11 protein-coding genes are annotated in these 13220 nt (G+C 40.1%); 9 read left to right on the top strand and 2 right to left on the bottom strand.

Translation table 11 applies throughout. From position 1 onward, the window contains the following. Positions 1 to 28: 28 nt before the first annotated feature. Positions 29 to 1414: a M48 family metallopeptidase gene (locus QFZ72_RS25145; RefSeq protein WP_307438851.1), complete on the top strand. Its 1386-nt coding sequence runs from the start codon at positions 29 to 31 to the stop codon at positions 1412 to 1414. A gap of 91 nt (positions 1415 to 1505) precedes the next feature. On the opposite strand, the gene gabR is transcribed toward QFZ72_RS25145, so the two are convergent. Continuing rightward, a complete protein-coding gene (gabR, locus tag QFZ72_RS25140; protein WP_307438850.1) occupies positions 1506 to 2918 on the bottom strand; it encodes a MocR-like transcriptional regulator GabR in 1413 nt (470 codons plus the stop codon). 104 nt (positions 2919 to 3022) lie between these two features. On the opposite strand from gabR, the gene gabT reads away from it, so the two are divergent. The 8 genes from gabT (at position 3023) to chbG (ending at position 12514) form a co-directional block, all read left to right on the top strand. Then, positions 3023 to 4324, top strand: a complete 1302-nt coding sequence (gabT, locus tag QFZ72_RS25135) for a 4-aminobutyrate--2-oxoglutarate transaminase (RefSeq protein ID WP_307438849.1) — start codon at positions 3023 to 3025, stop codon at positions 4322 to 4324. A 28-nt stretch (positions 4325 to 4352) separates the two neighbouring features. Beyond that, positions 4353 to 5744, top strand: a complete 1392-nt coding sequence (locus QFZ72_RS25130) for an APC family permease (protein WP_307438847.1) — start codon at positions 4353 to 4355, stop codon at positions 5742 to 5744. Continuing rightward, complete coding sequence (locus QFZ72_RS25125; protein ID WP_307438844.1) at positions 5719 to 7110, top strand: NAD-dependent succinate-semialdehyde dehydrogenase; 1392 nt, start codon at positions 5719 to 5721, stop codon at positions 7108 to 7110. The genes QFZ72_RS25130 and QFZ72_RS25125 overlap by 26 nt, the downstream gene beginning before the upstream one ends. 347 nt (positions 7111 to 7457) lie before the next feature. After that, positions 7458 to 7763, top strand: a complete 306-nt coding sequence (locus QFZ72_RS25120) for a PTS sugar transporter subunit IIB (protein ID WP_307438842.1) — start codon at positions 7458 to 7460, stop codon at positions 7761 to 7763. Positions 7764 to 7797: 34 nt separating this feature from the next. Beyond that, positions 7798 to 9147, top strand: coding sequence for a PTS sugar transporter subunit IIC (locus tag QFZ72_RS25115; protein WP_307438840.1), 1350 nt, complete (start codon positions 7798 to 7800; stop codon positions 9145 to 9147). Positions 9148 to 9180: 33 nt separating this feature from the next. Then, positions 9181 to 9495 (top strand): PTS lactose/cellobiose transporter subunit IIA, encoded by a 315-nt coding sequence (locus tag QFZ72_RS25110; RefSeq protein WP_307440001.1) that lies wholly within the window; start codon positions 9181 to 9183, stop codon positions 9493 to 9495. 908 nt (positions 9496 to 10403) lie between these two features. Continuing rightward, positions 10404 to 11723, top strand: coding sequence for a 6-phospho-beta-glucosidase (locus tag QFZ72_RS25105; RefSeq protein WP_373464638.1), 1320 nt, complete (start codon positions 10404 to 10406; stop codon positions 11721 to 11723). A gap of 101 nt (positions 11724 to 11824) precedes the next feature. Then, positions 11825 to 12514, top strand: a complete 690-nt coding sequence (chbG, locus tag QFZ72_RS25100; RefSeq protein WP_307438835.1) for a chitin disaccharide deacetylase — start codon at positions 11825 to 11827, stop codon at positions 12512 to 12514. 198 nt (positions 12515 to 12712) lie between these two features. Here the strand turns inward: chbG and QFZ72_RS29650 are convergent, their stop codons facing one another. Further along, positions 12713 to 13216 (bottom strand): acyltransferase family protein, encoded by a 504-nt coding sequence (locus QFZ72_RS29650; RefSeq protein WP_373464637.1) that lies wholly within the window; start codon positions 13214 to 13216, stop codon positions 12713 to 12715. Positions 13217 to 13220 lie beyond the last annotated feature (4 nt).

Below are 13220 nucleotides of genomic sequence, written 5' to 3'. Positions count from 1 at the left end.
TAGAAATTACATATATCCGGAGGGTCGAATGTCAGAGCATATACACAGAAAAGAACATATTTATTTTATTATCCTGCTTTTAATCAGTATCCCGATGTATTTATTATTTATCTTCACGGGAGTCGGACTTTTAATTTTACTTCCTTTTATACTGATCCCGCTCATTGCTCATTTGCTTTCAATCGGAATGATCCGCGGCAATGGAGTGAAGGTTACCCCTTATCAATTTCCTGAGATTTATACAAAGGTGAATGATCTTGCAGTTAAAATGGAAATGAAGAAGCTGCCCGATATTTTTATCATTGAATCGGAGGGAATGCTGAATGCGTTTGCGACAAGGTTTTTGGGGAGAAACATGGTTGTACTTTATTCGGGATTAGCCGAACTGCACGTAAAGGGAGGAAAAGAAGAACTTGATTTTGTGATTGCGCACGAGCTTGCACATATTAAAAGAAATCATCTATTAAAAAATCTCTTCGTTCTGTTTGGAAACTGGGTGCCGTTCCTCGGCAGCGCCTATTCAAGAGCCTGCGAGTATACGTGTGATGCCATTGCTCATTATTACACGGAAGACCTGGATGCCTCAAAACGCGCATTGACTGTCCTTGCTATTGGTTCAGTGCTATATAAACATGTTAACGAGACTGATTATCTGCAAGAAAGCAGCCGCGAAAAAAACCTGTTTGTCTGGTTTAGTGAAAAATTATCTACACACCCTGTTCTGCCAAAGCGGATTCATCAATTAAATGTGAAATTTGGCGAGCATGATCCATCTATCTCATTTAAGACGACTGCATGGTTTAAAGCGGGTTTAGCAGGGGCACTTGCATTGATCTTGCTTCTCTGCGCATCAAGCGTATATTTAATCCAAAGGCTTGCTGACACAAGCCTTTACAGTGATTTTATGCTGGACAGCGAGGAAACAACCCAGCTTATGCTTGCAGCGTCAGAAAATGACTTAGAGCGTGCAGAAGAGCTAATAGAAGATGGTCAAGATGTAAACGCTCAGGATGCATTTGGCATGACTCCGCTTATGTATGCAAGTTATCCACCATCAGATGAGTATGAAGAAGAGCTGATCATCAACACTGAAATGGTTGAGCTGCTCCTTAAACATGGGGCAGATCCAAACATCATTTCAGAAAATGGAGATTTGGCTACTGTAGATATCATTTACTCAGGCAATCTTGATTTGGCTGAAATGCTTATTGAGAAAAATGCCGATATCAATCTAGAAGACGGCTATGGGCAAACAGCGCTTACTGCTGCTGTATATGAGGGAGATGTGAAAATGGTTGAACTTCTGCTGGATGCAGGGGCAGATCCTGATTATGTCACAAGCGAAGATGAAACTGCCCGTTCAATTGCCAAGGAAGTAAAGGTGCCAGAAATTACTGCCATGTTAAAGAAGTAGCTTGCTAAGAAAAAAATGAACTCTAGGCTTATAATGAGCAAAAGTCCAAATCGCATCTGATTTGGATTTTTTTAGTTGAAATTAAAAACATCTAGGAAAATATCAGATACAGCCGATTCACCGCTTCTTTTATTTTATCCTCTTGAATATTGGCAAATCCGAGAACCAGACTGATTCTGTTTTCTTCTTTTAAACTGTGTTTGAGCATAAAACGCCTCATTGTATAGATTTCCAGGTTTTCTTCGATTGCTCTTTTTTCAATTTCCCCGTAATCCAGTTCCGTTTTAAAATGTGCAAGAAAGTGAAGCCCGGCGGGGACATTTTCTATAGAAACCTTATTTTTAAATCGGTGCTGCAGTTCTTTGATTAACGTTTTCCTCTTTATCTCATAATGATGATTCATCCTTTTAACATGACGGATGTATTCGCCGCTTTCTATAAAGTAATACATCGTAAATAGGCTCAGTGTATTGCTGGATTGAATTAAATCAGCATAAGACTTGCGATGTTCTCTTAATAAATTGGGCGGAAGCACCATATAACTGATCCGCAGCCCAGGAAACATGGTTTTGGAAAAAGTGCCTGTATAGATGACACGCTGATTTCGATCTAAGCTTTGCAAAGAGGGAATATGATCCGTTTTATATTTAAATTCGCTGTCATAATCATCTTCGATAATGTACCGGTCATCAGAAGAAATCGACCAGTTTAATAGTTCAATGCGTCTGGAAATCGCCATGATTTTACCGGTAGGAAATTGGTGCGAGGGCGTCACTACCGCAAAATTCGCTTTAGACAATTCCACCTCTTTAACATCAATCCCTTTTGTATCCATTTTTACAGGGTGGATATCAAATTCCATCTTTTTCAGTAAATGATAGAGTCTTGAGTATCCAGGATCCTCCATGGAAATGATAGTCTCTTTTTTCTGGAGCTCCATTAATTGTCGGACTAATGTTTTTGTACCTGCACCAATCACAATTTGTTCTGGCTCACATATTACCCCTCGTGTTAAAGCGATCAATTGGCAAATCGATTTCCTTACTATGTAAGGCCCCTGAGGATGGGGCATTTCAGACAGCTCTCTTGTGTGATTCTTAATGGCTTTTTCCTGAGATCGCATCCACTCTTTAAATGGAAATAAAGATAAGCTTGAGGTCATATGAGAAAGGGATAATCTATCATCGCTGCCGGAAATACATTCCCTTAAATCACCCGGCAATGCATTTTTCACTGATTTTCTTTGATCAATAAACTGGGTTATATTTTCGACATAATAACCCTTTCTTTCAATGGGATAAATATATCCTTCAGCCAATAATTGATCATAGGCATTCATTACTGAATTGACACTGACCTCTAATTGTTTTGCAAATTTTCTTTTAGACGGGAGCTTATCATCAGGCTTCATTCTTCCTTCTAGAATATTGGCCTTGATCGCTTTATAAATCTGCTGATAAATAAAATGGGTATCCATTTTTTTATCGATTGAAAAGTAAATCATGTATATCCCTCTTATCTGGTACCTAAAATATTTTCTTTTTGGTACTTTTCATTATACCAGATAGTTATCATAATTATGAATAAATTCTGATAAGGGGGATAATTATGATAACTTCACACTCAACTACTAAAGAATTACAAGAGAAAAGAAGGAAGTATATCCCGAAAGGTGTGAGCAATGGGAACTTGAACATTGCGCAATATGCTTCCGGTGCAACAGTTACAGATATTGATCAGAATGAATGGATAGACTTTGCAGGTGCGATCGGCACTTTGAATGTAGGGCATAGTCATCCAAAAGTAACCCAGGCAGTAAAAGTCCAAGTCGATAAATTTTTGCATCCGGGATTTAATGTGATGATGTATGAAGGCTATATTAATCTGGCAGAAAAATTATGCCGCATCACTCCAGGCAGTTTTGACAAGCAGGCTATTTTATTTAATTCAGGTGCTGAAGCTGTGGAAAACGCAATCAAAATAGCCCGGCGCTATACAGGGAGACAAGCTGTTGTTTCCTTTGTCCGCGGTTATCATGGAAGAACGAATTTAACAATGACGATGACAAGCAAAGTAAAACCATATAAATTTGGATTTGGACCGTTTGCTCCAGAAATCTATCAAGCCCCATTTCCTTATCTCTATCAAAAGCCAAATGAAATGACGGAAGAAGCGTATATCAATCAAAAGATAGAAGAGTTTAAGGACTTCTTCATTGCCGCTGTTGCACCTGAAACAGTTGCTTGTGTCGTCATGGAGCCTGTCCAGGGTGAGGGCGGATTTATTATCCCTCCTGTTAAATTTGTACAAGCCGTATATGATTTTTGTCAGGAACACGGAATTGTCTTCGTAGCAGATGAAATACAAACGGGGTTTGGAAGAACAGGCAAGTTATTTGCCATTGAGCATTTTAATGTGGCACCTGATTTAATGACGGTATCAAAATCATTGGCAGCCGGTTTGCCATTAAGCGGTGTCGTCGGCAAAATGGAGATGTTAAATGTAGCCGATCCGGGAGAACTCGGAGGCACATATGCAGGAAGTCCAGTCGCATGCGCTGCTGCGTTGGCGGTTATTGAAATTATGGAAGAAGAAAAATTGGCGGAAAAGGCAGAACTGCTTGGACAAAAAATTGAAGACGTTTTAAATGAACTATATGAACAACATGAATACATGGGAGATATTCGCCGTTTAGGTGCTATGGTTGCAGTCGAAATTGTGGAAGACCGCACAAATAAGCTGCCTAATAAAATGAAGACAGCCGAAATTGTAAAGTACGCAAATGAAAATGGCTTATTGCTGCTCTCTGCTGGTTTAAAAGGCAATGTTATTCGTTTCCTTATGCCATTAGTGATTACGGATGAGGAATTATCAAAAGGGATGACAATTTTAAAAGATGCGTTTCAATAATTTTTCAAGAAAAGAAGGGAGGAATTAGATGGAGAAAAGTTTTTCGAAGTCAATGTCGAAGGTAGATGTTTTATTTTTAGCCATGGGTGCCATGCTGGGATGGGGATGGGTTGTTCTTTCAGGTGAATGGGTATCTAAAGCCGGATTTTTAGGAAGCATCATAGCCTTTTTGGTTGGCGGGCTATTAGTTATTTTCATTGGCTTAACTTATGCAGAGCTTGCAGCAGCTATTCCAGAAACCGGCGGAGGATTGGTTTTCGTCTTGCGTGCTTTTGGGAAGCGGAGTTCATTTGTAGCTGCCTGGGCCGTTTTATTTGGTTATGTTTCTGTTATCACCTTCGAAGCCGTCGCGCTTCCTACCGTTTTAGATTATATTTATCCCGTGCAGCATCAAGTATTTCTTTGGACATTGGGGGGATGGGATGTTTACTTAACCTGGGCCCTGATTGGATCTGTTGGTGCTGTTCTTTTAACGGCTTTAAATTACTTTGGGATAAAACCGGCAGCCATTTTCCAGTCTGTTTTTACTGTTGCCATTGTCGCGGTTGGACTCCTATTAGTATTTGGAGCCATTAAAAATGGGAATACAGCTAACCTTGAGCCTCTTTTTAAGAACGGAGCGGGAGGTACGATGGCCGTATTGGTTATGATTCCATTCTTATTCGTTGGCTTTGATGTCATTCCGCAGGTCGCTTCTGAAATTAACGCTCCACCGAAGATTATTGGCCGTATCTTGATCATTTCAATTATCACTTCGGTCGTTTTTTATTTATTTATAGTATTTGGGGTTTCAACGGGGTTAACAGAGTCACAGATTAATAGTTCCCAATTAGCTACAGCTGATGCCATGGTGAATTTATTCGGGAATCAATGGTTTGGCACCATTCTTGTCCTTGGCGGCGTAGCAGGAATCGTCACAAGCTGGAACGCCTTTATTATCGGCGGCAGCCGGATTCTCTATGCGATGGCCATTCGGGATATGATTCCTAAATGGTTTGCTCATATCCATCCAAAATATAAAACTCCGACAAACGCCATTCTTTTTCTGGGTGTACTGGCATTCATCGCCCCTTTCTTAGGCAGGCCGGCACTCGTTTGGATTGTAAATGCAGGCGGCGTTGGAATTGTTGTCGGCTATTTGATCGTGTCTATTGCTTTTTTAAAACTTCGGAAAACAGAACCGAATTTAGAACGTCCATATAAAGTGAAATACTGGAAAACAGCAGGAACTCTTGCTATCATATTAAGCCTCGTCTTTTTAAGTTTCTATTTGCCCGGAATGCCTTCTGCTCTTGTCTGGCCGATGGAATGGATCATCCTTGCTGTATGGTGTTTAATAGGAGCTGCTTTATATTTCACAAGTCTAAAAGAAAATAGAAAAGAGATGAATACGAATGCCGGAATCATTCAAAGTAAATAATCCTGCTACAGGGCAAATGATTGCAGAAGTAAGCATCCATTCTGAAGAGGAAATTAAACAATCAATAAAAAAAGGGCATGAAAGCTTTAAAAGCTGGTCCAGAATAAATGCTCATGAACGATCAAGATTGTTAAAAGAATGGTCACGAAAAATACAGGAAAATAAAAGCGAAATCGCTGAAGTCATGACTTTAGAGAACGGGAAACCTCTAAAAGAATCATTAGGTGAAGTCGACTACGCCGCAAGCTATATCGACTGGTATGCAGAAGAAGCCAAACGCATCTATGGCCGTACCATTCCAGCGTCTTCAGAAACAAAACGAATTATCGTGAGCAAACAGCCTATAGGTTTAGTAGCTGCTATTACCCCGTGGAATTTCCCGGCAGCAATGATGACCAGAAAAGCAGCCCCGGCACTGGCAGCCGGCTGTACCTTTATTGTGAAACCTGCAGAAGATACACCTTTAACCGCTATTAAGTTAATTGAACTTGCACATGAAGCAGGGATCCCAAAGGATGTCATTCAATATGTGATCGGTGAGGGCAAAGAAGTGGGAGACTTATTTACTTCCAGTGAATATGTACGAAAAATTACATTTACAGGTTCTACTCCTGTAGGAAAGTCCTTAATCAAAAACAGTGCCGATACGGTCAAACATGTCACGATGGAATTAGGCGGACATGCTCCTCTCATCATTGCGGAGGATGCGGATCTTGATTTCGCTGTCCAGCAAACCATTGCTTCTAAATTCAGAAACGCAGGACAAACATGTGTATGTGCCAATCGTATTATAGTACATGAGAATATTCTTGAAGACTATTCTCAAAAACTAACAGAGAAAGTAAAAGAATTAAAAGTAGGCAACGGTCTGGATGAAGATACTCAAATAGGTCCTATTATCAATAAAAAAGGTTTTAACAAGATTGTTTCACAAATCAATGATGCTCTTGATAAAGGGGCGAAGGTACTTACGGGAAATCAATTCCATGCAAGCATTGAACAGGGTTATTTCTTTGTCTATCCTACCGTATTGCAAAACGTTCATGAAGACATGAACATCATGCAGGAAGAGACATTTGGTCCTGTCGCGCCGATTTTGAGTTTTAAAGAAATTGAAGAAGCTGTAGAAATTGCGAACAGTACGCCGTACGGACTTGCTGCGTATTTCTTTACCAATGATTACAAAATCGGAACCTATTTAAGCGAACATTTAGATTTTGGCATTATCGGATGGAATGATGGTGCTCCTTCTGCGGCACATGTGCCGTTTGGCGGAATGAAAGAAAGCGGCCTTGGACGCGAAGGCGGTACGGAAGGCATCGAGCCATACTTAGAAACAAAATTTCTTTCAATCGGGAATTTATAGAAAGTGTTTCACTTTCAATTGAACAAATAATTAGAAGAAACGAAAGCCTAATTTCTCTCATGACATTCAGAGAAATTAGGCTTTTAGTATTCGCAAAACCTTAACTCCTTCATAAAACAATGAATCTATTCCTCCTGAAAATCCCCGGTTATTCTCCGACACAAAGATAAGAGCAAATTACACACTAAGCAAAAAAGACTTAACACACTGCTGCTTTTAAAACCAACACACTCTTAAATGAATAAAACACAATAATCCTACTGGCTTGATAAATAAGAGAATTGAAGAGTTGGCACAGGACTTGCATTATAAATAAGTGAAAGAGAAAAACAAATGGAGGGGAAACCATGAATATTTTACTTGTATGTTCAGCAGGAATGTCAACAAGCATGCTAGTGACAAGAATGGAAAAAGCAGCAGCGGAACAAGGGATTGAAGCAAAAATTTGGGCAGTTTCCGGTGACGCAGCAAAAGAAGAAATGAAACAGGCGGATGTTGTTTTGCTCGGTCCTCAAGTAAGGTTTTTGCTGAAAAATATGAAAGCGATTGCTGAGCCGCAGGGTATACCGGTCGAAGTCATCAATTCCATTCAGTACGGAATGATGGACGGCAAGGCTGTCCTTGAGACTGCTGCAGGCTTGGCGAAAAGATAGATTCTATATACTTTTAGATTGAGGGTGAAAGATGATGATGGAGTTTATTGAAAAGTATATTCTTCCGGGTGCTGTTAAATTTGGAAATAACCGTCATTTATTAGCGATTCGCGATGCACTTATTGGTATGATTTCTATAACGATGATCGGTTCGTTTGCCGTCCTGTTTAACAATTTAGGCGCAGCCATTCCACCTTATCAAAAAATGATGGTATGGATTTTCGGGGATACGTGGACAACTCTTGGCGGAGATATATGGTGGGGCACCTTTGCGTTCATGACAGTATTTGCTGTCGTTGGAATTGCCTATAAACTTGCAAGGTCATATGATGACGATGGATTTGAAGCCATGCTTGTTGCACTGGCATCATTTTTCGTCCTTGTTCCGCAAGTTGCAAAAGTAACACTGACGATTGCAGATAAACCTGAAACAGGGGACGCATGGGGCTTTATCAGCAATACGTATTTAAACTCTACTGCTTTGTTTACAGGAATCGTAGTTTCTCTTCTTGCAACAGAAGTTTTTGTCAGATTGGCCAGAGTGAAGTTTTTAGTCATCAAACTTCCAGATGGTGTACCGCCGGCAGTTGCAAGAGCTTTTGCAAAGCTCGTTCCTGGAATGATTACCATTTTTGTGTTCGGTCTTGCCGGTTTGCTATTCAGAAAAGCAGCAAATGGCATGTATTTAAATGACTGGCTGAACCAAGTGCTTGTTGCACCGCTTACAAATGCAGCCGATTCTCTGCCGTTTGCCATTTTACTTGCGTTTCTTATTCATGCGTTTTGGGCAATTGGTTTACATGGCCCAAATATTCTTGGAGGAATTACAACGCCTTTATTTACACAGCTTGGAAACAAGAATATTGACCTGGCTGCTGCCGGGGTTGATGATCTCAGCAAATATGCTGTTATGGCAGGTCCATATTTCGATGCCTTTGTTTTCTTAGGTGGATCAGGAGCAACTCTTGGACTATTAATTGCCTTGCTTGTTGCTTCGAAAAAGCGCAAGCAAATTGTAGCCCTCGGCATGCCGCCGGGAGTCTTCCAGATTAACGAACCTGTCTTATTCGGATTGCCGATTGTGCTGAATCCAATCTGGCTCATTCCATTTATCTCAACACCAATCGTCTTGACGATTACATCTTATTTAGCCATAGACATTGGTCTTGTCCATCCTGTTGTTACGAACATTCCTTGGGTTACACCTCCGATTATCGGCGGTTACCTTGCAACTGGAGCCCATCTATCAGGAGCCGTTATGGCAGGAATCAATCTTGTTATCTCGATTGCTATCTATCTGCCATTTGTCATCATGCAGGAGCGGATTGATACGAAAAAAATAAAAGAACAAACAGCAGCGGGCAATAACAATTTATCTGTTTAATGAAAGGGAGGAAGCAAGACCATGACAGCAAGCATTTCGATTGAACAAACGGCCTTCCAAATCATTCTTCACAGCGGCAATGCACGCAGTTCACTAATTGAAGCGATGCAATATGCAAGAGAAGGAAACTTTGAAGAAGCGGAAGCATGTTTTGAACTGGCAAAAAAAGAGCTGACAGAGGCTCATCATTCTCAAACAGGACTTATTCAAGAGGAAGCGCGCGGTCAGAAAGCAGAAGTGTCCATCCTTTTAGTGCATGCCCAGGATCATTTGATGAATACGATCACGGTCCGCGAGCTGACACATGAGATTATCTATTTGCACAAAAAGATCGAAGAAAAAAACTGAAAAAAAGAGTGAAGGAGAACGCACTGTTAACGCGCGAATGATTCCTCTTTTTTGTCTCAATCCTGGATTTGGGTACTCATAGAGTCCATATGATTCCTCTTTTTTGGCTTAACACTGAATTTGGATACTCATTGCGTGCGAATGATTCCTCTTTTTTGGCTTAATCCTGGATTTGGGTACTCATAGGGTGCGAATGATTCCTCTTTTCAGGCTCTATCTTGGATTTGGTTACTCATAGAGTCCATATGATTCCTCTTTTTTGTCTCAACACTGAATTTGGATACTCATTGCGTGCGAATGATTCCTCTTTTTTGTCTCAATCCTGGATTTGGTTACTCATAGGGTGCGAATGATTCCTCTTTTCAGGCTCTATCTTGGATTTGGTTACTCATAGAGTCCATATGATTCCTCTTTTTTGGCTCAACACTGAATTTGGATACTCATTGCGTGCGAATGATTCCTCTTTTTTGGCTTAATCCTGGATTTGGGTACTCATAGGGTGCGAATGATTCCTCTTTTCAGGCTCTATCTTGGATTTGGTTACTTATAGAGTCCATATGATTCCTCTTTTTTGGCTCAACACTGAATTTGGATACTCATTGCGTGCGAATGATTCCTCTTTTTTGGCTCAATCCTGGATTTGGTTACTCATAGGGTACGAATGATTCCTCTTTTCAGGCTCTATCTTGGATTTGGTTACTTATAGAGTCCATATGATTCCTCTTTTTTGTCTCAACACTGAATTTGGAAACTCATTGCTTGTGTCTCCTTTCTTTTTTTTAGTAATAGGGAAATAAAAGTTTTGCGCATTGATGTCTAGTTTGCCCAGCTCCTTTGCCAGAACTCTGTCATGACTGAGCTAAACGGGCACTTGCGCTTTTCTTATTAATTTTAATGAGGTGAATGTGATGAAAATTGTAACGATTGGCGGCGGTTCAAGCTATACACCGGAATTAATTGAAGGATTTATCAAACGCTGCAGCGAGCTTCCTGTATCGGAAATCTGGCTCGTTGACATCGAAGCCGGCAAGGAAAAACTGGAGATTGTCGGACAATTGGCCAAGAGAATGATTGAAAAAGCAGGACTTCCAATAAAGGTTTCTCTAACAACAGATCGAAGACTTGCACTGAAAGGTGCGGATTTTGTAACGACCCAAATGCGTATCGGCTCCATAGATGCCCGAATATTGGATGAGAAAATTCCGCTTAAATATAATGTCATCGGACAAGAGACGAATGGTCCTGGCGGCTTATTTAAAGGGCTTCGGACGATTCCAGTCATCCTTGATATTTGCCGTGATATGGAGGAACTTTGTCCGGATGCTTGGCTGATTAACTTTACTAATCCAGCAGGAATGGTCACAGAAGCTGTTTTAAGATACAGCAAGATTAAGAAGGTAGTAGGCTTGTGCAATGTTCCAATCGGGATGAAGATGCACATTGCAAAAGTCCTGAATGTTGAAAGCGGGAGAATCCAAATTGATTTTGCAGGATTGAATCATATGGTATTCGGATTGCGTGTATATTTAGATGGGAAGGACAAAACAGCGGAGATTATCGATAAACTGATTGCCGAGGATCAGCAAATGTCGATGCAAAACATAGCCTCGCTTGAATGGGAGCCTCAATTTTTGAAAGCGCTGCAGGCAATTCCGTGTCCATATCACCGCTATTACTATAAAACAAGGGAAATGCTTGAGCAAGAGAAGGAAGAAGCAGCTGTAAAAGGGTGCAGAGGAGAAGTCGTGAAACAGCTTGAAGAAGATCTGTTTGAACTTTATAAAGACCCAAATCTTTCGATCAAGCCGCCGCAGCTGGAAAAACGCGGAGGAGCGTATTACAGTGATGCCGCCTGCAGCTTAATTAACTCCATTTACAATAATAAAGGGGACATTCAGCCAGTGAATGTTCAAAATAATGGAGCGATTACAAGTCTTCCTTTTGACTCAGCAGTAGAAGTGGACTGCATCATTACAAAAGAAGGTCCGAAGCCGATTGCGGTGGGCGAGCTGCCTGTGGCTGTTAACGGGCTAGTTCAGCAAATTAAATCGTTTGAAAGAGTAGCGGCAGAGGCAGCAGTAACAGGCAGCTATGAAACGGCTTTGCTCGCTATGACCATTAATCCTCTCGTTCCTTCAGACCGTGTGGCAAAGCAAATCCTTGATGAAATGCTAGAAGCGCATAAAGAACACCTTCCGCAGTTTTTCAAGGAAGTATCTTATCGTTAATGGTATTTTTCAAGTTTGGTATTGGCGAAGAAAATGGGGTCTGTCATTTTCAAAAAAATAACGATGCAAAAATAGCCTTATCAGAAGACAGGAGGAATCTTATGCCTCATTTTATTATCAATGCAGATGATTTTGGTTATTCACGGGGTGTAAATTACGGAATCATTGATGCACATACAGATGGTATTGTAAATTCAGCGACAATGATGGTGAATATGCCTGGTGTACAGCACGCCGTTTCGCTTGCTAAGGAGCATCCCGAGCTGCAGATTGGCATTCACTTAACGCTTACTTGCGGGAGGGCTGTAAGCGATCAAGTACCTTCTTTAATAGATGATAACGGCTACTTTAAGATTAAGAATGATCCTAACAAAAATCAGAATTTAAATGTTGCCGAAGTTGAGAATGAATGGGAGACGCAAATTCAGCGGTTTTTGTCATTTGGCCTTACTCCTTCTCATCTTGACAGTCATCATCATGTTCATTCATGGCCAGTACTAGAACAGGTTATAATGAATCTTGCAAATAAGTATGATTTGCCGGTAAGGCGTTTTTGGGAAGGGGAAAAAGAAGGACTGCAAGCGTTCTCTGATGTATTTGTGCATACTTTTTACGGTGATGATTTAAGTCCGGATTATTTTAATGATTTGAAAGAATCATATCAAGGGGATATTCGTGTTGAAGTCATGTGTCATCCTGCTTATATTGATGAAGCTCTATTAAAGGGTTCTTCCTACTGCTTGCAGAGAAGCAATGAACTGTCTATATTAATGGCATCTCGACGTGTATAGCTTGCTGATCAAGAGCAAAACGTCCAAATGAAACTAATGAAGGGGATATAAGAAAATTAATGTGTGCCGAATAGTGTATTAAGAAGGAAGTGATTTTAGAGACAGAAGAAACTGCAAAAGATACAAAAAAAAGCTGAAGAATCACTTCAGCTTTTTTTGCTGTCTAATATTCAAATTAGGTAATTTTGCAACGGGGATTCAGCATATAGCTTCCTTACGATCGGCGTCAGAGGAAAATATGAACATTGTGAGAGGAAACGTCAAATTCAGTGAGAGCTGCAATTTATTACAAACAAAATAGTGTTCAATATGACATAAAATCAAATAAAACATTGTTTGACAAATGCAACAGGCTTTACTCATACTAACCATAATAGTTGAGGGAAATAAGTATGTATTTTTTAGAAGGTCACTTAGATATATGACGAGAACATCGTATATTGTATAAAAAATGAGCCAGCAAACGTAAATTTTAACTATTTTTATAACATACCTTTTGAAATATACAACAGACTCTCTGGTATTTAATATTTTAATTCCGAACAAATAACCTGAAGCAACAAAGAAGAAAGGAACTGCGAATCTAGAAAGGTTATCAAGAATAAATAATCCAATCTGACTATCTAATGGAAAAGTATGTATCACTACTACAGCAAAGATCGCAAAAAATTTTATAAAGTCTATTGCATAATTTCTCTCCATTGGT

Origin of the sequence: Bacillus sp. V2I10, from assembly GCF_030817055.1 — a bacterium.
Taxonomy (GTDB): domain Bacteria; phylum Bacillota; class Bacilli; order Bacillales; family Bacillaceae; genus Bacillus_P.
The sequence above is the reverse complement of the archived record's forward strand: the minus strand, read 5'-3'. Positions and strand labels throughout refer to the sequence as shown.